The organism is Actinophytocola sp. KF-1 (genome assembly GCF_054661535.1).
Window position 1 is genome coordinate 208683 of the sequence record NZ_BAAFVK010000003.1, and the last position, 24100, is coordinate 232782.

General features: G+C 73.3%; 13 protein-coding genes. 12 read left to right on the forward strand and 1 reads right to left on the reverse strand.

Annotation, left to right across the window (positions count from 1 at the left end):
- The first annotated feature begins 18 nt into the window (after nt 1-18).
- Genes ACYQ77_RS10940 through ACYQ77_RS10960 form a run of 5 tightly spaced genes read left to right on the forward strand, consistent with a single transcriptional unit; the run spans nt 19 to nt 15071 of the window.
- On the forward strand, nt 19-5397 hold the full coding sequence (locus tag ACYQ77_RS10940; protein WP_459710008.1) for a type I polyketide synthase: 5379 nt from the start codon (nt 19-21) through the stop codon (nt 5395-5397).
- 24 nt (nt 5398-5421) lie between these two features.
- Nucleotides 5422-6375: a TauD/TfdA family dioxygenase gene (locus tag ACYQ77_RS10945; RefSeq protein ID WP_459710010.1), complete on the forward strand. Its 954-nt coding sequence runs from the start codon at nt 5422-5424 to the stop codon at nt 6373-6375.
- The gene (locus tag ACYQ77_RS10950; protein WP_459710012.1) at nt 6375-6557 is read left to right on the forward strand and encodes an MbtH family protein; all 183 of its coding nucleotides are present in this window, start codon (nt 6375-6377) and stop codon (nt 6555-6557) included. Before ACYQ77_RS10945 ends, ACYQ77_RS10950 begins: the two co-directional genes overlap by 1 nt.
- On the forward strand, nt 6554-9595 hold the full coding sequence (locus tag ACYQ77_RS10955; RefSeq protein WP_459710013.1) for a non-ribosomal peptide synthetase: 3042 nt from the start codon (nt 6554-6556) through the stop codon (nt 9593-9595). Before ACYQ77_RS10950 ends, ACYQ77_RS10955 begins: the two co-directional genes overlap by 4 nt.
- A 4-nt stretch (nt 9596-9599) precedes the next feature.
- A complete protein-coding gene (locus ACYQ77_RS10960) occupies nt 9600-15071 on the forward strand; it encodes an amino acid adenylation domain-containing protein (RefSeq protein ID WP_459710015.1) in 5472 nt (1823 codons plus the stop codon).
- Between the two features lie 99 nt (nt 15072-15170).
- Here the strand turns inward: ACYQ77_RS10960 and ACYQ77_RS10965 are convergent, their stop codons facing one another.
- Entirely contained in the window at nt 15171-15776 is a 606-nt protein-coding gene (locus tag ACYQ77_RS10965) for a class I SAM-dependent methyltransferase (protein WP_459710016.1), read from the reverse strand.
- Nucleotides 15777-15887: 111 nt separating this feature from the next.
- Here ACYQ77_RS10965 and ACYQ77_RS10970 point away from each other — a divergent pair, with 111 nt between their 5' ends.
- The 7 genes from ACYQ77_RS10970 (at nt 15888) to ACYQ77_RS11000 (ending at nt 24064) form a co-directional block, all read left to right on the forward strand.
- Complete coding sequence (locus ACYQ77_RS10970; protein WP_459710018.1) at nt 15888-16316, forward strand: DoxX family protein; 429 nt, start codon at nt 15888-15890, stop codon at nt 16314-16316.
- A gap of 169 nt (nt 16317-16485) precedes the next feature.
- A complete protein-coding gene (locus ACYQ77_RS10975) occupies nt 16486-17223 on the forward strand; it encodes an AfsR/SARP family transcriptional regulator (RefSeq protein WP_459710019.1) in 738 nt (245 codons plus the stop codon).
- A gap of 72 nt (nt 17224-17295) precedes the next feature.
- Entirely contained in the window at nt 17296-17493 is a 198-nt protein-coding gene (locus ACYQ77_RS10980) for a DUF6229 family protein (RefSeq protein ID WP_459710021.1), read from the forward strand.
- An 11-nt stretch (nt 17494-17504) separates the two neighbouring features.
- Nucleotides 17505-20300, forward strand: coding sequence for a type 2 lanthipeptide synthetase LanM family protein (locus tag ACYQ77_RS10985; RefSeq protein ID WP_459710023.1), 2796 nt, complete (start codon nt 17505-17507; stop codon nt 20298-20300).
- 323 nt (nt 20301-20623) lie between these two features.
- Complete coding sequence (locus ACYQ77_RS10990; protein ID WP_459710024.1) at nt 20624-20836, forward strand: hypothetical protein; 213 nt, start codon at nt 20624-20626, stop codon at nt 20834-20836.
- Nucleotides 20833-22719 (forward strand): ABC transporter ATP-binding protein, encoded by a 1887-nt coding sequence (locus ACYQ77_RS10995; protein WP_459710026.1) that lies wholly within the window; start codon nt 20833-20835, stop codon nt 22717-22719. Before ACYQ77_RS10990 ends, ACYQ77_RS10995 begins: the two co-directional genes overlap by 4 nt.
- The gene (locus ACYQ77_RS11000; protein WP_459710028.1) at nt 22712-24064 is read left to right on the forward strand and encodes an FAD-binding oxidoreductase; all 1353 of its coding nucleotides are present in this window, start codon (nt 22712-22714) and stop codon (nt 24062-24064) included. The genes ACYQ77_RS10995 and ACYQ77_RS11000 overlap by 8 nt, the downstream gene beginning before the upstream one ends.
- Nucleotides 24065-24100 lie beyond the last annotated feature (36 nt).

Here is a 24100-nt window from a genome sequence, read left to right on the forward strand (position 1 = left end):
AGAGGGGATCTAGCAGAGATGGACCAGCCGTACGAGATCGGCACACCGGACGACCACGACGGTGCCGAGCCGATCGCGATCGTCGGCATCGCCGCCCGGGTGCCCGGCGCGAGCGACGTGCACCAGTTCTGGCGCAACCTCGTCGACGGCGTCGAGTCGGTCACCGCGTTCACCCGCGAGGAACAACTCGCCCGCGGCGCGCTCGAAGCCGAGGTCGACGACCCCGGCTGGGTCAGCGCCGCACCCGTCGTCGACGGCTTCGACCAGCTCGACGCCGGCCTGTTCGGCATGTCCGACCGCGAAGCCGCGCTCACCAACCCGCAGCACCGGCTGTTCCTCGAAAGCTGCTACACCGTCCTCCAGGACGCCGGCTACGACCCCGCCCGTTACCCGGGCGCCATCGGCGTCTACGCGGGCAGCGGCGGCAACGCCTACTTCTGGGAGAACATCAAGCAGAACGCGGCCGCCAGCGGCTCCCCGCACAACGCCGTGTCGCTCGCCACCGGCAACCAGCCGAACTACGTGGCCACCAGCCCCTCCTACAAGCTCGACCTGCGCGGCCCCAGCATGACCGTCGCCACCGCCTGCTCCACCTCGCTGGTCGCGCTGCACCTCGCCTGCGAGGCACTGCGCAACGGCGAGTGCGACATGGCCATCGCGGGCGGCGTCAACATCGAGCACCCCCACGGCGTCGGCTACCTCGGCATGGAGGGCTTCACCTCACCCGACGCCCACGTCCGGCCCTTCGACGCGGGCGCCAACGGCACCGTGTGGGGGAGCGGTGTCGGCACCGTCCTCGTCAAGCGGCTCTCCGACGCCATCGCCGACGGCGACACCATCCGCGCCGTCGTCCTCGGCAACGCCATCAACAACGACGGCGGCAACAAGGTCGGCTTCACCGCCCCCAGCGTCGACGGCCAGGCAGAAGCCGTCGCCTCCGCCGTCGCCATGGCCGGCATCGACCCCCGCGAGATCACCTACGTCGAAGCCCACGGGACCGGCACCGCCATGGGCGACCCCATCGAGGTCACCGCCCTGTCCATGGTCTACGGCGAGGGCACCGACGAACGCGAGTGGTGCGGCATCGGGTCGGTCAAGGCCAACATCGGCCACCTGTCCCAGTCCGCGGGCATCATCTCCGTCATCAAGGCCGTGCTCGCCATCGAACACGGCATGATCCCGCCGTCGATCAACTACGAGCAGCCCAACCCGGCCATCGACTTCCCCGCCACCCCCTTCTACGTCACCTCCACCCTCACCAAGTGGGACCCCGACGGGCTGCCCCGCACCGCGGGCGTCAGCTCCTTCGGCATCGGCGGCACCAACGCCCACGTCATCCTGCGCGAAGCACCCGCGAACACCCGCGCCCGCCGGGAAGCCGCCGGACCGCAGCTGCTCGCGCTGTCCGCACGCACCGAGAACGCGCTCGGCAACGCGATCACCCAGCTCGCCGACCACCTCGAGGCCACCACCGCGGCCGGCCCCGAATACCTCGCCGACGTCGCGCACACCCTGCGCGTCGGCCGCCCCGAGTACAGCCACCGCGCCGCCGTCGTCGCCACCGACCTGCCCGACGCCATCACCGCGCTGCGCACCAAGCGGCGCCGCGTCACCGGTGTCGCCGACACCCCGCGCGTGGCGTTCCTGTTCTCCGGGCAGGGCGCCCAGTACGCCGGGATGGGCGCCGAGCTGTACGAGACGCGGCCGGTGTTCGCCGCCGCCGTCGACGAGTGCGCCGAACTCCTCACCCCCGAACTCGGCACCGACATCCGCGACCTCATCCTCGGCCGCGACCCCGACGCCGACGCCAAGCTCCGCGAGACCCGGTACACCCAGCCCGCGCTGTTCGTCGTCGAGTACGCCCTCGCGCTGCTCTGGCACAGCATGGGCGTGCGGCCCGCCGCCATGGTCGGCCACTCGATCGGCGAGTACGTCGCCGCCACCGTCGCAGGCGTGTTCACGCTGCCCGACGCGCTGCGCGTCGTCGCCGCCCGCGGCAGGCTCATGCAGTCCGTGCCGACCGGCGCCATGCTCGCCGTCCAGCTCGACGAAACCGCCGTGACCCTGCCCGACGGCCTCGAGATCGCGACCGTCAACGGCCCCGGCACCTGCGTCGTCGCAGGCCCTGCCGACCAGGTCGCCGCCTACGCCGAACAGCTCAAGGCCGACGGCGTCAAGGCCAAGGAACTGCGCACCTCCCACGCGTTCCACTCCGCCATGATGGAACCGGTCCTCGCCGAGTTCACCGACCTCATGCGGACCGTGCCGCTCTCGGCGCCCAAGACCCGGTTCCTGTCCAACGTGTCCGGCGACTGGATCACCGACGCGCAGGCCACCGACCCCGCCTACTGGGCCGCGCACCTGCGCAACCCCGTCCGGTTCGGCGCGAACATCGCCACCCTGCTGGCCGAGGGCCGCTGGGCGCTCCTCGAGTGCGGCCCCGGCCGCCAGCTCACCGGCCTGGCCCGCATGCAGGTCGCCAAGGCCGGGCCCGAGCAGCGCGCGCTCACGCCGCTCGCCACCCTCCCCGGCCAGGGCGAACCCGGCGGTGACCGCGCCATGCTCACCGCCACCGCCGCCGCGCTGTGGGTCACCGGTGTGCCCGTGCGCGTCGAGTCCGACGTGGACGCCCAGCGGGTGCCGCTGCCGGTGTACCCGTTCGAACGCAAGCGGCACTGGATCGCACCCGACCCCGTCACCGCCACGGCCGCGAAACCGGCCCGCCGCGGACCCCAGCCGCTGACCGACTGGTTCGCGGTGCCCACGTGGCGGCAGGTCGCCACCGGCCCCCAGAACGTCCCCTTCGGACCGACCGTCGTGGTCGCCGACGGGCCGCGCGGCACCGCGCTCGCCGAGGCGCTCACCGCCGCGGGCGCCGACGTCGAACTCCGCGGCCCGGACACCGACCCCGCCACCCTCGGCACCCCGTCGCGGATCGTGCACGCCCTCGCCCTCGACGGCGACCCGGCAGGCACCGACATCGACGCCGCGTGGGCCGCGCAGGACCGCGGGTTCTTCCACGTCCTGTCCCTCGTGCAGGCACTCGCCGGCGCGGGCGCCACCGACGGCGTGCACCTGGACCTCGTGTCCTCGGGCACCGCCGACGTCACCGGCACCGACCTCACCCGCCCCGAGCACGCCACCCTCGCCGGACTCGCCCGCGTCCTGCCGACCGAGATCCCCGGCCTCACCGTCCGCCGCGTCGACGCCGACGCGGCCACCACCGACGTCCGGGCGATCGTCGCCGAACTGGCCCGGCCGGTCGACGCCGACCGCACCGAGGTCGTGCTCCGCGCGGGCCGCGCCTGGGTCGGCGGCTACGAACAGGTGTCGCTCCCGGCCGCCGACAGCCCCGTCCGCGACGGCGGCCGCTACCTCATCACCGGTGGCCTCGGCGGCGTCGGCATCACCCTCGCCGAGGACTTCGCCGTGCGCGCCAAGGCCAAGCTCGTCCTCACCGCCCGCTCCGGGCTGCCACCACGCGAGGAATGGGACACCTACCTCGCCGTGCACGGCAGCGCACCCACCGACCGCGTCGGCCGCGGCATCGCCGCCATCCGCCGCATGGAAGCCGCGGGCGCCCAGGTGCTCGTGCTCGCCGCGGACGTCACCGACCCCGCCGACGTCCGCCGCGTCCGCGCCGCCGCCCACGAGGCGTTCGGCGGGCTCGACGGCATCGTCCACGCCGCCGGGCTCCCCGGCGGCGGCATGGCCGAGGTCAAGGAACGCGCCGAAGCCGAGAAGGTCCTCGCCCCCAAGCTCGCGGGCACGCTCGCGCTCGCCGACGTGTTCGGCGACGACGACCTCGACTTCGTCGTGCTCTGCTCGTCCATCACCGCCGTCGCGGGCGGCTTCGGGCAGGTCGACTACTGCGCCGCCAACAACTTCCTCGACGCCTACGCCCGCACCGGCACCGGGTTCCGCGCCCCCGTGCTGAGCCAGAACTGGGGCGGCTGGGCCGAGGTCGGCATGGCCGTCGAGACCGCGGCACCCGCCGCGTTCCGCGCCCTCACCCACGACGGCGCCAGCCGCTCGCTCGACCACCCCGTCCTCACCACCGTCGTCGAGGGCGCCGAGCACACCGTCGCGCGCGGCCTCGTGTCCGCGGGCACCCACTGGATCCTCGACGAGCACCGCATCGGCGGCGTCCCCGTCGTCCCCGGCACCGGGCACCTCGAGTGCGCGCGGGCCGCCACCGCCGCGATCCTGCCCGGCCCCGCCGGTGCCGCGCTCGAACTGCGCGACGTCGCGTTCCTCGAACCGTTCGCCGTCCCGGACGGCACGCTCGCCCAGTACCAGGTCGTCACCACCCCGGCCGACGACGGCCTCGACCTGGAGATCCAGAGCGTCGCCGCGGGCGTCACCCGCGGCCACGTCCGCGGCTCCGCCGGCTGGACCGCCGACGCGCCCGGCCCCGACCTCGACGTCAACGGCACCATCGCCCGCTGCCGCCGCATCGACGACGACAACTCGTTCGGCCGCGGCCGCACCAGCATGCTCACGTTCGGGCCGCGCTGGCACGCACTGCGCGAACACCACCTCGGCGACGGCGAGGAACTCGCCCACATCGTCGCGCCTGCCGACGAACCGGGCTGGGGACTGCAGCCCGCGCTCCTCGACGTCGCGACCGCGTTCGGCCGCGGCCGCGGCGAAGGCACCTACCTGCCGCTGTCCTACGGCCGGATCGTCGTGCGGGCACCGCTGCCGAACGAGTTCTACAGCCACCTCACCTACCGCGACGCCGACACCGACGACGTGGTGACCGCCGACCTCCGGCTCGTCGACGTGCACGGCCGCGAACTCGTCGCCATCAGCGAGTTCGTGCTCCGCAAGGTCGACCAGGACGCCGTCACCGGCGGCCTGACCGACGGCACGACCGCCGACGCCCCCGTGGTGGCGACCGACGACATCACCCCCGCCGACGGCGCCGAGGCGTTCCACCGCAGCCTCGGCGCGAACCTCGGGCACCAGGTCGTCATCACCACCCACGCGGTCGAGGACATCATGGCCCGCGCCCGCGAGGTCACCACCGACACCATCGCCACCGACCTCGACCAGGCCACCGACGCCCCGGCGGCGGGCGGCGACATGTCCACCCCGCCACGCACCGAACTGGAGAAGGCCGTCGCCCAGGTGTGGCGGGAAGCGCTCGGCGTCGACGTCGTCGGCATCGACGACGACTTCTTCGGCCTCGGCGGCAACTCCCTCGTCGCCGTCCAGCTGATCGCCGCGCTGCGCAAGGCCGTCGGCGTCCGGCTGCCCATGCGCAGCCTGTTCGAACTGCCGACCGTCGCCGGGCTCGCCGCACGCATCGAGGAGATCAAGGCCGAGCAAGCCGCCGCGCCGGAACCCGCGGCCCCCGCCGCCACCACCATCCCCCGGCTGCCCCGGGCCTGACACCGTCCAAAGGAGACGAACACCATGAGTACCCCGACCGCCACCACCCTGGCGCACGTCGTGGCGAGTGACGGCGAGACCGGCGTGCTGGAGCTGATCGCCCAGCGCCGCGAGGAACTGCGGGCAGCACTGGTCGAACACGGCGGACTGCTGCTGCGCGGCTTCGACATCGGCGGCGTCGACGGCTTCAACGAGGTCGTCCGCGCGCTCGCGGGCGAACCGCTCACCTACACCGAGCGGTCCTCACCCCGCCACTCGATCAAGGGCAAGGTCTACACCTCCACCGACTACCCGCCGGAGGAGGAGATCTTCCTCCACAACGAGAACTCCTACCAGGCCGCGTGGCCGCTGACGCTGTTCTTCTACTGCGTCACCCCGCCCGAGACGCTCGGCGCCACCCCGCTCGCCGACATCCGCAAGGTCTACCGCGAACTCGACCCGGGCGTCCGCGACGAGTTCGAGAACCGCGGCTGGCGGCTCGTCCGCAACTTCCACCCCGACTTCGGCACCACCTGGCAGCACGTGTTCAACACCGAGAGCCGCGACGAGGTCGCCGAGTACTGCGCGAACAACGGCATCGAGATCGAATGGCGCGGCAAGAACGGGCTGCGCACCACCGCCGTCCGCAAGGCCGTCCACTACCGGCCCGGCAGCGACGTGCCCCGCTGGTTCAACCACGCCACGTTCTTCCACGTGACCACCCTCCCGAAGGACCTGCAGGAAGGGCTGCTCGCCATGTTCGGCGAGGACGACCTGCCCACCAACACCTACTACGGCGACGGCGAACCCATCCCGGACGACGTCATGGACCACCTCCGCGCCACCTACCGCGCCGCGAGCACCCGCTTCGACTACCACCGCGACGACGTGCTCGTCGTCGACAACATGACCGCGGCCCACGCCCGCGAACCGTTCACCGGCGCCCGCAAGATCGCCGTCGCCATGGCGGAAGCCCACAAGCCGGGGGAGGCCCAGTGATGACCGAGTTCTCCGTGGTGCGCAACGACGAGGAGCAGTACTCGATCTGGCCGCACGACCGCGACCTGCCCGCAGGCTGGCACCACGCCGGGTTCACCGGCAGCCGCGAGGAATGCCTCGCGCACGTCGAGACCGTGTGGACCGACATGCGGCCCAAATCCCTGCGCGAGGTGTCGTCGTGAGCCAAGAGTGGACGTTCCCGGCCTCCTACGCCCAGGAACGGGTGTGGCTGGCCAACCAGCTCGACCCCGGCTCGCCGGTCTACAACGTCTCCCTGCCCGAGACGCTGCCCGCCGGCACCACCGTCGAGCAGGCCACCGACGCGCTGCGGCAGGTCGTCGCCCGCCACGAGGCGCTGCGCACCCACCTGCGCACCGACGACGACAAGCTCGTCCAGGTCGTGCACGCCGCCGAGCCGTTCACCCTCGACGTCGTCGACCTGACCGGCGCCGACGACCCGACGGCACGCACCCTCGCCGTCGCCGGGGAACTCGCCCGCACCCCGATCCCGCTCGACGCGCCGCCGCTGTGGCGGGCCAGGATCGCCCGCCTGCCCGGCGACCGCGTCGCCCTGCTGTTCGTCGCCCACCACGCCGTGTTCGACAGCCACTCCATCCTCGCGCTGCGCCAGGAACTGGTCGAGCTGTGCCGGGCCGCCGTCGATGGCCGCGAACCCCGGCTGCCCGAGCTGGCCATCCAGTACGCCGACTACTCGGCCTGGCAACGCGACCAGCTCAGCGACCTCGACCAGCAGCTCGCGTTCTGGCGCGGACAGCTGGCCGGCGCGCCGCCCGTGATCGGGCTCCCCACCGACCGGCCCCGCCCGTCCCAGCCCACCTTCGCGGGCGACGAGGTGTGGTTCGACATGCCGTCCGGGCTGCCCGCCCGCGTCGCCGACCTCGGCCGCCAGGCCTCGGCCACCCCGCAGATGGTGCTGCTGTCCGCCTACGCCGCGCTCCTGGCCCGGCTCTCCGGCTCCGACGACGTCGTGCTCGGCCTCTCCACCAGCGGCCGCGACCTGCCCGAACTCGCGCCGCTGATCGGCATGTTCGTCAACCCCGTCGCACTGCGCGTCGACGTCAGCGGCGACCCCACCTTCGCCGAGCTCCTGGCACGCGTGCGCGGCGCGCTGCTCGACGTCATGGAGCACTGGCACACCCCGTTCCAGAAGATCGTCGAGGAGATCGCCCCGCAGCGCGACCCCGCCGTGCAACCGGTGTTCCAGGTCGCGTTCAACTACATCCCGGACACCGGGTTCGACGGGATCGTCCTGGGCACCACCAAGGACGACCTCGCGTTCGACGTCACCGACGGCCGCAGCAGGCTGCTCTACCGCACCGCCCTGTTCGACCGCGCCACCGCACAGTCCACCGTGGACCGCTACGTGCGGCTCCTCGACGCCGCGGTCACCGCACCGGACACCCGCGTCACCGACCTGCCGCTGCTCGACGAGACCGAACTGGCGCTCGTCACCGGCACCTGGGCGACCGGACCGGAACTCGACGTGCCGCGGGCGTCCGTGGTGGCACTGGTCGAACAGCAGGCCGCCGCCCACCCCGACCGCACCGCACTGGTCGCCGCGGACCGGAGCCTCACCTACGCCGAACTGAACGCCGCCGCCAACCGGCTCGCCCGCACCCTCGTCGACCAGGGCGCCGCACCGGGGTCGCTCGTGGCGCTGAAACTCCCACGCGGCGCGGACCTCGTCGTCGCGATCCTCGCGGTCCTCAAGTCCGGCGCCGGCTACCTGCCCGTCGACACCGCCTACCCGGCCGACCGCATCGCGTTCATGCTCGACGACGCCGCACCGGCACTCGAACTCGGCCTGCCGCTGCCCGACGGGACCGGCCCGGACACGGACCTGACCGACGCCGACCGCCGCGCACCCCTGCGCGACGAGCACCCGGCCTTCGTCATCTACACCTCCGGGTCCACCGGCCGCCCCAAGGGCGTCGTCGTCGAACACCGCAACCTCACGGCGTACCTGGCCTACGCACGCGCCGCGTACCCGAGCCTGTCCGGCACCGTGCTCATGCACTCGCCGGTCTCGTTCGACCTCACCGTCACCGCCCTGCTCGGCCCCCTCACCGCCGGCGGCACCATCCGCGTCGCGGGCCTCGACGAACCCGCGGCCCGCGACGGCGGCGCCCCCGCGTTCCTCAAGGCCACCCCGGGCCAGCTGCCGCTGCTCGACAACGCGCTGTCGCCCACCGGGGACCTCGTGCTCGGCGGCGAGGGGTTCACCGCCGAACAGCTCGCGCCATGGCGTGCCGCCAACCCCGGCGCCACCGTCGTCAACGAGTACGGCCCCACCGAGGCCACCGTCGGCTGCGTCGCCGCCCGCATCGCGCCGGGGGCGGAACTGCCCGCCGGGCCCGTCACCATCGGCACCCCCATCCCCGGCATGCGTGCCTACGTCCTCGACAGCGCGCTGCGGCCCGTGCCGCCCGGCGTGGTCGGCGAGCTGTACGTCGCGGGCCCGCAGGTCGCCCGCGGCTACCTCAACCGGCCCGCCCTCACCGCCGACCGGTTCCTCCCCGACCCGTACACGGCGGGGGAGCGGATGTACCGCACCGGCGACCTCGTCCGCTGGCGCCGCGACGGGACACTCGACTACCTCGGCCGCACCGACCACCAGGTCAAGGTCCGCGGCATGCGCGTCGAGCTGGAGGAGATCTCCGCCGCCATGCTCGCCAACCCCGACGTCCGCGAGGCCGTCGTCCTCCTGCGCGACGAGGCACTCGTCGGGTACCTGGTCGGCAGCCCCGACCTCGAGGTGCTCGCCGGTGAACTCGCCCGCACCCTGCCCGAGCACATGGTGCCGACCGCGTTCGTCACGCTCGACGCGCTCCCGCTGACCCCCAACGGGAAGCTCGACCGCGACGCGCTGCCCGAACCCGAGGCGCAGGAAGGCCCCGCCTACCTCGCGCCCCGCACCGACGCCGAAGTGCTCGTCGCCGAGGTGTTCGCCGAGATCCTCGGCGTCGACAAGGTCGGCGCGCACGACAACTTCCTCGAACTGGGCGGCAACTCGCTGCGCGGCATGCGTGCCATGGCACAGATCCGCAACCGCGTCGACGTCGACGTGCCCATGCGCGCCCTGTTCAGCTTCCCGGTGGTCGCCGACCTCGCCGCCGAGATCGAACGCATCCTCGACGCCGAACTGGCCGAGATGTCCGACGACGAGGTCGCCGCCCTGCTGGCCAAGGAGAACGAGTAACCCGATGACTGCCCTGCCGGAGGCCGCCGACCGCAGCGCGGCGAGAGCAGCCCTGCTCGCCAAACGGCTCCGCAAACGCGAAGCCGAGACCGCACGGCGCATCCAGCCCCGCCCCGACGGCACGACCGTGCCGCTGTCCTACGCCCAGGAACGCGTCTGGTTCATGGACCAGATCGCGCCCGGCGAGGCCGCGTACCACATCGCCGTGCCCCTGCGGATCCGCGGCCCGCTGGACCGCACCGCGCTGCGGGCGGCCCTGGCCGGGCTCGTCGCACGGCACGAGTCGCTGCGCACCCGGTTCCCCGCCGACGCCGACGGCAGGCCCACCGTCGTGCTCGAGGACCACGTCGAGGTGCCGCTGCGCATCGAGTCCGCCGACAGCGAGGCCGACGCGCAACGGCTCGTCGACGAGGCCGCCGTCGAACCGTTCGACCTCGCGAACGGGCCGCTGCTGCGGGCGCTGCTCGTCGAACTGCCCGACCGCGACGGACCAGGCGACCACGTCCTGCTGCTGTCCAAGCACCACATCGTCGGCGACGGCTGGTCCGTCGACGTCATGCTCCGCGACGTCATCACCCTCTACCGCGGCGGCGCCCTGCCCACCATGCCCATCCAGTACGGCGACTTCGCCGTCTGGGAGGCCGAACGCCTGACCGGGCCCGAGGCCGCCGGGCACGTCGCGTACTGGAAGGACCGGCTCGCCGGCATCGAACCACTCGAACTGCCCGCCGACCGGCCCCGCCCCGCCACCCAGACCTACCACGGCGACTACGTCGAGCTCACCGTCGACCGCGACACCACCGACGCGCTCGCCGACCTGTCCCGGCAGGCAGGCGGCACCCTGTTCATGACCCTGCTGGCCGCCTACCAGGTCTTCCTGTCCCGGCACGCACGCCAGCACGACTTCGCCGTCGGCGCGTCCGTCGCGGGCCGGTCCGCACCGGAACTGGAAGACGTCGTCGGCATGTTCATCAACATGCTGCCGCTGCGCGCCGACCTGTCGGCCGACCCCACCTTCACCGAACTGCTCGCCGCCACCCAGCGCAGCGTCCTCGACGCGTTCGAACACGCCGACGTGCCGTTCGCCAAGGTCGTCCAGGAACTCGGCCTGCCCCGCGACGTGTCCCGCTCGCCGGTGTTCCAGGCCATGTTCGTGCTGCAGAACTACGAGATGGGCCGCTTCTCGGCCGCCGCGTCCGCATCGGACACCGAGTTCCGGTGGACCCCGATGGAGCTGCGCGCCACCCGGTTCGACTTCGAACTGCACCTCGTCGAGGTCCCCGACGGCCTGTGGGGCAAGCTCGTATACAACACCGACCTGTTCGACCGGTCCACAGTGGAACGCATGGCCGACCGGTTCGGCGCGCTCGTCCGGTCCATCGTCGCCACGCCGCACCGCCCGGTGTCCGAACTGGACATCATGGACGCCGCCGAGACCGCGCTCGTCGTCGGCACGTGGAACGACACCGCCGCGGGCTTCCCCGACGCCGCCACCCTCCACGGCATCATCGAGCAGCAGGTCGCCGCCACCCCCGACGCCACCGCCGTCACCTTCGAGGGCGAGAGCCTCAACTACGCGCAGCTCAACGCGATGGCCAACCGCATCGCCCACCGCCTGCGCGGGGTCGGCGTCGGCCCCGAGACCCTCGTCGGCGTCTGCGCGGAACGCTCACTCGAACTCGTCGCCGGACTGCTCGGCGTCCTCAAGGCAGGCGCCGCGTACCTGCCGCTCGACCCCGAGTACCCCGCCGACCGGCTCGCGTTCATGGTCGCCGACGCGGCCGCGCCCGTCGTGCTCGTCCAGAGCCACCTGCGCGACGACCTGCCCACCACCGACGCCACCGTCCTCGTCCTCGACCACGAGCAGGAATGGGCGGGCCAGCCCATCCACAACCCGCCGCCCACCACCGCCGACCACCTCGCCTACGTCATCTACACCTCCGGCTCCACCGGCAGGCCCAAGGGCGTCCCCAACACCCACCGCGGCATCGTCAACCGCCTCGACTGGATGCAGAAGCGCTACGGGCTCACCGCCGCCGACGCCGTGCTGCAGAAAACCCCGGCGAGCTTCGACGTGTCCGTGTGGGAGTTCTTCTGGCCCCTGCAGACCGGCGCCCGGCTCGTGCTCGCCAAACCCGGCGGCCACAAGGACGCCGGCTACCTGCGCGACCTGCTCGTCGACGAGCGCGTCACCACCGCCCACTTCGTGCCGTCCATGCTCACCGTGTTCCTCGGCGAGGACGGCATCGAGGCCGCCACCGCGCTGCGCCGGGTCATCTGCTCCGGCGAGGAACTCCCGCACACCGCGGCCGTCGAGTTCACCACCCGGTTCCCGCACTGCGAACTGCACAACCTGTACGGGCCAACCGAAGCCGCGATCGACGTCAGCTCCTGGCACTGCGACCCGGCCGCGCTCGCGCAGGTGACCAGCGTGCCCATCGGCGCCCCCATCGCGAACCTGCGGCTCTACGTGCTCGACGAACGCGGCAACCCGGCACCCGTCGGCGTCGCGGGGGAGCTGCACATCGGCGGCGTCGGCCTCGCCCGCGGCTACCACCGCCGCCCCGCCCTCACCGCGGAACGGTTCGTGCCCGACCCGTTCGCAGGCGACCCCGGCAGCCGCCTCTACCGCACCGGCGACCTCGCGCGGTGGCGTCCGGACGGCACGATCGACTTCCTCGGCCGCATCGACCACCAGGTCAAACTCCGCGGCCTGCGCATCGAGCTCGGCGAGATCGAAGCCGCGCTGCGCGACCAGGACGGTGTCACCGAGGCCGCCGTGATCGTCCGCGAGGACAACCCCGGCGACAAACGCCTCGTCGCCTACACCGTCGGCCCGGTGTCCGGCGCAGGACCCGACATGAAGGCCGCGCTCAAGGAGACGCTGCCCGAGTACATGGTGCCCGCCGCGTTCGTCGAACTCGACGCGCTCCCGTTGACCCCCAACGGGAAACTCGACCGCAAGGCACTCCCGGCGCCCGTCGTCACCCGCGACGCCGGCGCCGAACTGGTCGAGCCGCGCAACGACACCGAACGCCTGCTCGCCGTGATCTGGAAGGAGATCCTCGGCGTCGAGACCCTCGGCATCGACGACGACTTCTTCGACCTCGGCGGCCACTCCATGCTCGCCACCCAGGTCGTCGCCCGCGTCCGCAAGGAAAGCAGCGGCACCCGCGCCGTCGGCGTCATGGACCTGTTCACCCACCGCACCATCCGCGACCTCGCGGCGTTCATGGCCGGTGACGTCACCGACGACGGCCCGCGCAAACTGCTCTACGAACTGACGAAACCCGGGCGGGGCAAGAAGAAGCTCAGCTACGTCTGCGTGCCCTACGGCGGCGGCAGCGCCATCGTCTACCAGCCGCTCGCCGACGCGCTGCCCGACGGCTACGCGCTCTGGTCCGTCGCCATCCCCGGCCACGACGTCGGCCTCGACGAGGACGCGCTCCCGTTCGACGAGCTCACCACCCGGCTCGCCGACGAGGTCCTGGAACGCGTCGAGGGCCCGCTCGCGCTGTACGGCCACTGCGGCGTCGGCTCCGCCATCACCGCCGAGGTCGCCCGCAAGCTCGAGGCCGCGGGCCGGGAGATCGAGGTCGTCTACATCGGCGCGATGTTCCCGTTCGCCCGCCCCAAGGGCGCGTTCGCGGCCCTGCGCAACCGGCTCGAGAAGCTCAAGAGCAACCGGCACTACGGCGCCTGGCTCAAGAGCATGGGCGTCGACACCGACGAACTCGACCCCGAGCAGGCCGACCGCATCATCTCCAACATGCGCGCCGACTCCCGCGCGTCGGAGGACTACTTCACCGGCCTGCTCGACCGCAACGCGCAGAAGCTCAACGCGCCGATCGTGTCCATCGTCGGCTCCGAGGACCCGGTCACCGACTACTACACCGAGCGGTACGCCGAGTGGCGGTTCCTGTCCGACACGCTCGGCCTCGTCGTGCTCGACCAGGCCGGGCACTTCTTCCTCAAGTACCGCGCCGACGAGCTCGCCGAGATCGTCACCACCGTCCACCCCGCGATCGCGCGGAACGAGACCGAGCCGCTCGAACGCGCCTCCCGCGGCGAGGACGCGCCGTGGGACCTGCGGGCCTGGCAGACCACCGGCGCGGGCACCCCCGAACCGGCGGTCAAGCCGACCATGAGCCGGTTCGTCGCCGTCACCGTCGGCCAGCTCGTGTCCACGACCGGGTCCATGCTGACGGCGTTCGCGCTGCCGATCTGGCTCTACACCCGCACCGGCTCGGTCACCGACCTCGGCCTGCTGTGGGCGCTCGCGCTGCTGTTCGGCGTCCTCACCCTCCCGGTCGCCGGCGCCATCACCGACCGCGTCGACCGGCGGCGCGTGATGATGCTGGCGAGCTGCGTGTCCGGCAGCATCCAGCTCGGCCTCGCCGCGCTGCTGTTCACCGACTCCCTGGCGCTGTGGCACATCTACGTGCTCGTGTCACTGTCGCAAGTGGCCGGTTCGTTCCAGCGGATCGCGTTCCAGTCCGCCGTGCCACAACTCGTGCCGAAACGGTTCCTCGGGCACGCCATGGGCATCGTGCAGCTGTCCACCGGCACCGCGCAGCTGCTCATGCCGGTGCTCGCCGCCGGCCTGTACGCGGCCATCGACCTCAAGGGCATCCTGCTCATCGACGTCGCCAGCTACGTGTTCGCCATCGTCGCCCTGGCACTCGTCCGGTTCCCCGACCTGCTCGGCTGGCGGCCACGCGAACCGCTGATGGTCGCGATCCTCAACGGGCTGCGGTACTCGTGGAACCACCGCGGGTTCCGCACCATGCTCGCGTACTTCGCGCTGGGCAACGTGTTCCTCGCGCCCGCGCTCGTGCTGGTCACCCCGCTGGTCCTGTCGTTCGCCACCACCACGCAGGTCGCGCAGGTCGCGTTCGCCGAGGCCGCGGGCGCCATCACCGGCGGCATCGTGATGTCGGTGTGGGGCGGGCCGAAGAAGCGCCGCATGCTCGGCGTGCTGATCTTCAACCTCGGCACCGCCGTCGGGTGCCTCGTGATCGGCCTGCACGCGTCACTCGTCGTCGTGTTCTGCGGCATGTTCTTCATGGCCGGCTCCATGGCCACCGCCCAGGGCATCTACGCGACGCTCGTGCAGGTCAAGGTGCCGCAGCGCTACCACGGCCGCGTGTTCGCGCTGAACCAGACGATCACGTGGTCCACCCTGCCGATCGGGTTCGCGCTGCTCGCACCGGGCGCCACCGCCCTGTTCGAACCGATGATGGCCCCCGACGGTGCCCTGGCCGGCACGGTCGGCGCGCTGATCGGCACGGGGGAGGGCCGCGGCATCGGCCTCGCGTACGTCGTGTTCGGCATCGCGCTCATCGCGGTCACCGCGGGTGGTTTCGCCCTCCGGCTGCTGCGCCGCTTCGACACCGAGATCGAGGACTCCCTGCCCGACGACCTCATCGGCGCCCAGGAACGCGAGAACCGCGCGAAGGCCAAGGTCGCGGCCTGACCCGTCGCCGCGGCGGCGGGCTCAGCTCGCCGCCGCGGCCGACCCGCGGTGACCGCGCCTGGCGATCCACGCGGGCGAGGTCGTCCGGACCGACCGCGGCTACGCCGGTCGCAGGACCGCCACCAGGAAGTCCGCGTCCTCGGTGAACGGGCGCAGGTCCCACGTCGACAGGAGCAGGTCCGCGGCGAACCCGGCCGTCTTCGCGTCGGCCAGGAACTCGTCGAACCCGTAGCCGCGGCCCGCGCCGTACCCGATCGCCGCGCGGCCGTCCTCCCGCAGGTGCGCGCGGAACCGCCGCAGCACCTCCAGCCGCGTGCTCGGCGCCAGGAACGCCATCACGTTCCCCGCGCACACGATCGCGTCGAACGGCTCCCCGACACCCCGCGCGGGCAGGTCGAGCTCGGCGAGGTCACCCACCAGCCACCGCGGGCCGGGGTGGTCCTCCTCGGCGGCCGCGATCAGCGCCGGGTCGACGTCCACGCCGACCACGTCGTGGCCTGCGGCCGCCAGCGCGCCGCCCACCCGGCCCGGGCCGCACCCCGCGTCCAGGACGCGGGCGCCCCGCCGGACCATCGCGTCCACGAACCGCGCCTCCCCGGCCAGGTCGTCGCCGTTGCGGGCCATGGTCCGGAACCGCTCGACGTACCACGTGGAGTGCCCGGGATCGTCCGCGACCTTCCGCATCCAGATGCTCTGCTCGACCATGACCGCCATTATCCGCTCCCGGAAAAATCTCGGCCGGGGCTGTCGATCCCGCCGCGGGCCGTTCGACGTCGTGGTGAAGGGACACCACACCGCTGGAAGGGAGCCCCAACCATGACCACCACGCTCGAGACCACCGCCGCGACCCCGATCGTCACCAGGGTCCAGGCCCCCGTCCTCGCCGCCACCCGCGTCGTCGTCTCGTTCCTGTTCGTCCTCCACGGGTTCGTCGGCCTGTTCGGCGCCTTCGGCGGCACCGACGGCATGGGCGGCACCATCAGCCTGTTCAGCTGGCCGGGCGGCCCCGCGTCGCTGATCCACCTCGTCGCGGGCACGCTCGTCCTGGTCGGCCTCTACACCCGGCCCGCGGCGCTGCTCTGCTCCGGCGCCATGGCCTACGCCTACTTCACCGTCCACCAGCCCATCGCGCTGCTGCCCATCCCCAACGGCGGCGAGCCCGCCGCGCTCTACGCCTGGATCTTCCTGCTGATCGGCGTGCTCGGACCGGGCGCGTTCGCGCTCGACCGGCTCCGCCGCCGCTGACCGCACCGCCGGACGGGCCGGGTGACCACGTCACCCGGCCCGTCGCGCTTCGACCACTCGGCGCAACACGCACCGGCAGCTCGACGCCGAAAATCCGCGTTGTTCGTGAAAAGGTGCCGGGCCGCCCGCGCCTCCACCACCATCGGGAGCCACTGGTGGGAGGTGCTCGATGCCGGTACTGGTGCTGGGATCCCCGGTGGTGGCGGGCGATCCGCTGGTCCTGCGGCCGTCACGCCGCGGGACCAGCGCACTGCTGGGGATCTTCGCGCTGCGAGCCAACCGGCGCCTCGCCGTCGACTGGCTCGTCGGCGCGCTCTGGCCGCACCGCCCACCACCCTCCGCGGCCGCCAACCTCCGCACCCACATCGCCGAGCTGCGCAGACTGCTGCGCACCGGCGCGGGCCCGCGCATCGAGACCACCGACGACGGGTACCGCCTCGCCGCCGACCCCGCCGACGTCGACGCCGCCCTGTTCCTGCACCTCCTGCACCAGGGCAGGCGCTGCCGCGACACCGGCGCAGACACCCGCGCGGCCGCCCTGCTCACCGAGGCGCTCGCGCTGTGGCGCGGCCCGGTCCTCGAAGGCGTCACCGTGCCGGAAGCCGTGCAACCGCAGGCCACCCTCCTCGACGAGGAACGGCTCGCCGCGATCGAGGAACTCGTCGACGTCCGCCTCGACCTCGGCCAGCACCGCACCCTCGTCCCGGAGCTCAAGGCGCTCGTGCGGGAACACCCGCTGCGCGAACGGCTCTGGCACCAGCTGCTGATCGCCCTCGCCGCCACCGGCCGCCGCACCGAGGTCCTCGACAGCTACCGGCGGCTCGTCCACGTCCTCGAGACCGAGCTCGGGGTGCCGCCGAGCAGAGCCGTCACCGCACTGCACGACCGGGTCCGGCGCGGCGGCTGAGGTCGATGTGTGCGGACGTGTGTACGCCCGGTTCCTACTGTCGCCTGGACCCCCACCAGGAAGGAGAAACACATGGCACACGGGGCAGTCCTCGACGCGGAGGAGATCGTGACGCGCTGGCTCGAGGGCATCGACCTGCCCGGCATGGAGAACCCGGCCGGACCGGTGTTCGCCAGCGGTGAGTTCGCGGAGGGCGACATCGTCGCCTGCGACCCGCCGGGCAGCCGCTGCTCGTCCTGCACGGCGTCCGCCCGAGTCTTCTGCTGCTGACGGGGCCCACGGTGACTGACGAGGCCGGTGACCTGGACCGCACGCTGGACTGGCTTGTCGACCCCGCGCTGGCACGGCTCGCCCGCCGGCTCGACCGGGTCGCCGGGCTCGTCGCCACCGAGGCCGCCGCCGTGCTCGACGCGACCAAGGTCGCGCTCCGGGACTCGTTGCGGCGCAAGGTGAACCGGGTGCTCGTGCTCGAACTCAACGCCGCCAGGATGACGGGCAGGCTCACCGCCGGAGACCCGCGCGGCCGCTGGACCGAGTTCGTCGACGCGGCCGCCCGCGAGGAGTTCTGGCACGGCCTCCACGGCCGCTACCCGGGCCTCGTCGACCGCCTCCGGGTCGTCGTCGACAACCGGTGCGCCGCCGCGGGCGTGTTCGCGGCACGGTTCGCCGCCGACCGCGACGCCCTCCGCACCCTGCTCGACGCCGAACCCGGGGAGCTGCGCAAGGCCGACATCGGCGCAGGCGACAGCCACCGCGGCGGGCACGCCGTCACCGCGGTCCACTGCGCGGGCGGCACCGTCATGTACAAACCGCGGCCCACCGCCGTCGACGCCCGGCTCGCCGAACTCGTCGCCGCGCTCACCGACGGACCCGACGCCATCCGGGTGCCGCGCGTGCTGGTCCGCGACGGCTACGGCTGGGCGGAACACGTCACCCACCGCCACTGCGCCGACGACACCGAACTCCGCACCTTCTACCGCGGCCTCGGCCACTGGCTCGCCGTCATGCGCCTGGTCGCGGGCACCGACCTGCACGCGGAGAACATCATCGCCGCAGGCCCCGTGCCGGTCGTCGTCGACTGCGAGAGCGTCTTCACGCCCCGGCCCCCGTTCCCGCCCACCGGCGCGGGCGAGGCCACCGACATCGCCGCCGAACTGCTCAACGGCACCGTCCTGCGCACCGGGCTCCTGCCCGGCCGCGGCGCGGGCCTCGCGTGGCGCGGCGTCGACGGGTCCGGCATGGGCATGCTCCCCGGCGAGCAACCCGAGATCGGGCTCCCCGAACTCGAGGGCGCGGGCACCGACACCGCACGCGTCGTCATCCGCCCCCAGCCGCTCCCGCCCACCGAGAACCTGCCCAGCCCCCGCCCCCACCTGCACCGCTACTGGGGCGAGGTGCTCACCGGCTTCGAGGAGATGGCAGGCCGGATCACCGCCCTCGACCGGGCGGGCGGGCTCGCGCCGCTGCTGTCCCGGTTCGCCGACTGCGTCGTCCGCGTCGTCGTGCGGGACTCCGAGGCCTACGCCGAGCTCGCCAGGATGCTGTGGCACCCCGTCGGCCTGCACGACCCGGCCGCCGCCGAGGCCAAGGCCGTCGCGCTGCTCGCCCAGCACTCCGCCAACACCCGCGGCCCAGCCGGCCACGAGGTGTACACCGCCGAGGTCGCCGACCTGTGGGCGGGCGACATCCCCGTGTTCACCTCCACCCCGGCCGAGGGCTGGCTGCACACACCGGCGGGCACCGTCTGCGGACCGCGCACCGACCAGGTGGCGCTCGCGCTGGACCGGTGGCGCGCGGGCGACCTCGACCTCGAACGCCGCGTCACCCGCGCCGCGCTCGTCAGCGCCTACCTCAACCAGGGCGCCGAACCCGACCTGCACCGCATGCCCGCGACCGAACCGGACACCCGCGACCTCGACCGCCGCCGGCGCGCACTGGCCGCCGGGCTCGTCCGCGAACTGGCCGCCCACGCCGTGCACGGCGGCGACGGCACCGTCACCTGGTTCGCGCCGGTGCTCGCCCGGTCCGGGTGGCAGACCACGCCGCTCCCACCCGACCTCTACGGCGGCACCCTCGGCGTGGCGCTCCTCCTCGCCGGCTACCGCACCGAGGCCGCCGCGGGCCGCGCCGACGACGTCCCAGAGGTGGCCGGGCTCCTCGACGGCACCATCGCGACCGCCCGCCGCACCCAGCGGTACTGGCTCGACCAGGCCACCACCACCAAGCGCAGACCCGACCCGGTCGGCGGCTACATCGGCCTCGGCGCCCAGATCTGGTGCTGGCTGGCCCTCGGTCACCTCGGCGAGGCGCTCGAACTGGCGGAGCAGGTCCCCGCCGCACTGGACGCGAGCGAGGCACCGGACATCGTGACCGGCACCGCGGGCGTCGTCGTGCCGCTGCTGACGCTCGCCACCCACACCGGCGACGACCGCTGGACCGACCTCGCCGCCCGCGCGGGCGACCGCCTGGCCGCCGAAGCGCTCCACCCCGCCGACGGCCACGCGTGCTGGCCGGTCCTCAACTGGCGCGACGGCATCGGCGGCTTCGGCCACGGCGCCACCGGCATCGCGTGGGCACTGGCCCGCCTCGCGGCGGCGACCGGCGACACCCGCCACGACAAGCTCGTCGCCGCCGCCCTCGCCTACGAGGAGACCTGGTACGACACCCGGCAGGGCGGCTGGCGCGACCCACGCGACCCGGGCGCGCTCGTCGCCGCGTGGTGCCACGGCGCGGTCGGCGTCGGCCTGGCAGCCGCCGACCTGCACGCGCACGACCTCCTGACCCGAGCGGCAGCGGCCACCGAACGCGGTGGGTTCGGCTGGACCCACACCCTCTGCCACGGCGACATGGGCGCGTGGGAACTCCTCGCCACGGCCCGCCCCGCCGACCGGGCAGAACTCACCGCGATGGTGGTGACCAGCCTGGAGCGCAACGGCCTCACCACAGGCCTCGCCCGCGACGTGTACTCGCCCAGCATCATGTCCGGCTCCGGCGGCGTTGCCTACCAACTACTGCGCATGCACCCCGACTGCACACTGCCGTCGGTCCTGCTCCCCGGCGAGGTGACGGCGCGATGACCGCGACCAACGCCCTCGAACCGAGACCGACCGCCCTCCACCCGCGGCACACACCCACCCGGCGCACTGCCCGCCTCCACCCACGCCGCACACCAACAGCGGCGCCCGCACCCCGCCCGCGCCCTGCCGCCGGTCCCGCCCGGCAACCCGGAGGCACGATGACCGCGACCAACGCCCTCGAACCGCCGAGACAGACCGCCCTCCACCCGCGGCACACACCCACCCGGCGCACTGCCCGCCTTCACCGACGCCGCACATCAACAGCGGCGCCCGCACCCCGCCCGCGCCCTGCCGCCGGTCCCGCCCGGCGAGGTGAGGGCACCGTGACCGAGACCGGCGCGTGCCCGCCCAGCGCGCTGCCCACCCGCGGCGACACCGCCCGCCGACCGCCGCGGCCCGCGGCACCGGAGGCACCGGAAGCGAAACCGACCTCCGCGAGCGTCCGCTGTGGACCGCCGGTGACGTGCACGCGTCCTGCCCACCACCCGTCGGACCCCGACGGCACGCCGCGGTCCGGCGACCCGGAGGCACGATGACCGAGACCGACCCCCGTGAGGACGCGCTGCAGACCCCCCATTGGCAGATCGACCAGGACGCGGGCCGGGACGTGCCGCGCCGGGTCGTGCGCCGGCTGCCCGCCGTCACCTGGCCCGTCCTCTCGATGATCTGGCAGGCGGCCCCGCGCTCCGCGGTCGCCGTCGCCGTCATGCAGGTCGTCTCCGGGCTCTCCGCCGCGTTCGGGCTCTTCGCCACCAGCGAGGTGCTCACCCAGCTGCTCGCGAGCGGCCCGACGCCCGACCGGCTCGTCGCCGCCCTGCCGTCGCTGGTGCTGGTCGGGGGCGCGTTCGCGGCGCGCGGCGCCATGGACGTCGGTGTCGCGCTCGCCCACGCGCGGATCACCCCGTCGGTCCGGCGGCTCGCCGAGGAACGGCTCTACGCCGCCAGCCTCGGCGCCGACCTCGCCGCCTTCGACGACGCCCGCTTCCACGACCGCATGCACCGCGCCCGCGACCGCGGCCTCTTCTACCTCGAACGCGCTACCAACAACCTCATCGAGCTGATCGGGTCCGTCCTCGGCATCGTCGCCGCGGCGGGCAGCCTCAGCGTCCTGCACCCCCTGCTCCTGCCGGTGCTGGTGCTCGCCGTGCTGCCCGACGCGTGGGCCGTGCAGCGGTCCGCCATGCTCGCCTACGCCAGCGTCGCCCGCGCCGTCACCCTCGACCGGCGCGTGCAGATGGTGTCCGAGCTCGCCACCGAACGCGAACCCGCCGCCGAGATCCGCGCCTGCCAGGCCGAACCGTTCGTGCTGCAGGAGTACCGGCTCGTCGCCGACCCGCTGCGTGACGAGGACGTCCGGCGCGGCGTCGCGCAGGCACGGGTCCGCGGCCTCGGCCGCGCGCTCACCGGCGTCGGCCTCGCCGTCACCTACGTCGTGCTCGGCCTGCTCGTGCACGCCGGCTGGGTGCCGCTCGCCGTCGCCGGCACCGCCGTCATCGCCATCCGCGTCGCGACCACCGCGCTCAACCGGCTCGTGCTCGCCGCGAACCAGCTCATCGAGCAGGGCATGTACGTCAACGACTACCTCGCGTTCCTCGACGAGGCCGCCGCCGCGCCCGCCACCACCGGCGACGACGTGACCGACCCCGAACGCATCCACGTCGACCACGTCAGCTTCGCCTACCCGGAAAGCCCCGGCCGCGCGCTCGCGCTGCGCGACGTCACGTTCACCATCGAACGCGGCCAGACCATCGCGCTGGTCGGGGAGAACGGCTCCGGCAAGACCACACTCGCCAAGCTCATCGCCGGCCTCTACGCACCGACGTCCGGGCAGGTCCGCTGGGACGGCCGCGACATCCGCGAACTCGACCGGGCCGCCGTCGCCCGCCGCGTCATGATGGTGCTGCAGGACCCCGTGCGCTGGCCGCACACCGCATGGGCGAACGTCCGCGTCGGCCGCCACGACCGCCCCGACCCCGACGGGCTCGCCCTGCGCGACGCCGCCGGGCAGTCCGGCGCCGACCACGTCGTCGGCAGGCTCCCCGCCGGCTGGAACACGTTGCTGTCCAAGCAGTTCCGCGGCGGCGTCGAACTCTCCGGCGGCCAGTGGCAGCGCCTCGCCGTCGCCCGCGGCCTCTACCGCGACGCGCCACTGCTGATCTGGGACGAACCCACCGCGCCACTCGACGCCAAGGCCGAGTTCGCCGTCTACGAGTCGCTGCGGATGCTCGCCCGCGAACGGACCGTCGTCCTGATCACCCACCGGCTCGCCAGCGTCCGCCACGCCGACCGGATCTTCCTGATGCACGAAGGAGAACTCGCCGAACACGGCACCCACGACGACCTCATGCGGCTCGGCGGGCGGTACGCCGAACTGTACGAACTGCAGGCCCGCATGCACTCGGTGACCGCCGATGCTTGACCTCGTGCACCCCGGCGACGACCGCTACGACCTGTCCCGCAACCAGTTCATCGGCAGGCCCGAGGAAACACTGCCGCGCGCCGTCGCCCGGTGCGGGGGAGCGGCGGACGTGGTGGCGGCGCTCGCCTTGGCACGGCAACGAGGTTGGCCGTTCGCCATCCGCGGTGGCGGGCACAGCAACGCGTGCCACTCCTCGTCCGACGGGCTCGTGCTCGACCTGACTCCCGCCGACGCGATCACGGTGACCGGGGACAGGGTGACTGTCGGCGCCGGCGTACGCGTCGGGCAGCTGGCCGCCGCACTGGCGCCGGGGGAGCGGCTCGTGCCTGCCGGGTCCTGCCCATCGGTCGGGGTCGTCGGGGCCGCGCTGGGCGGCGGGTTCGGTGCGCACGGCAGGCGGCACGGGCTGACCTGCGACCGGTTGGTGTCCGCGGAGGTGGTGCTCGCCGACGGTCAGGTCGTGCACCTCGACGCCGATCACGAGCCGGACCTGTTCTGGGCGTTGCGCGGCGCCGGGGGCGGGAACTTCGGGGTGGTCACCGCCGCCACGTTCGCGACGGTGCCGTCGGTGCCGCGTACCCACGTCCGCCACGCCTGGGACATCGCGGTCGCGCCCGCCCTCCTGCGCCACTGGCTCGACTGGACGCCCACCGCACCCGACGACGTGTCCGTGGAGCTGGTGCTCGTCTGCAGTGATCAGCTCGACGAGGAACCCGAGGTCATGCTCGTCGGCGCCGTGCCCGACGTCGGCGCTCTGGACGAGCTGCTCGACCGGGTGGGCGAGCCGCGGCTGAGTGAGGTCGCGCGGCTCGGCCCTGCCGACGCCGCCCTGTTGCACGCCACTCCGGCTTCCGCCGTTGCTCACGACCCCGTGGGCATTCCCCTCACCCAGCACCGGCCCGGCATGATGAGCGCCAAGACGGAGTTCTTCGCCCGGCCCCTGCCTGACGATGCCCTCGCGGATCTGGTCCGGCATGTCGCCGCCGGGCGCGTGTTCGGCGAGTTCCGGCAGGTCGCGTTCACGCCGTGGGGTGGCGCCTACGGCCGGACCGCGCCGCACGACACCGCGTTCGTCCACCGCACCGCCGACTACCTCGTCAAGCACACGGTGATCCTCGGGCCCAACGGGGCCGCTCGTCGTGGCGGGGAGGCGTTGGCGTGGCTCGCCGAGGGGTGGCGGCTGTTGCGTCCGTGGGGCACGGGCGGCGTTTATCCGAACTTTCCCGATCCCGCGCTGGCCGACTGGATGACCGCCTATTACGGGTCCAACGCCGATCGGCTCCGGGTGGTCAAGGCCAAGTACGACCCGGACGGGTTCTTCCGGTTCGCTCAGGCGATCCGGTGAGAGGGGTGGCCGCGGAGGTGGTGCCGCGGCCACCCC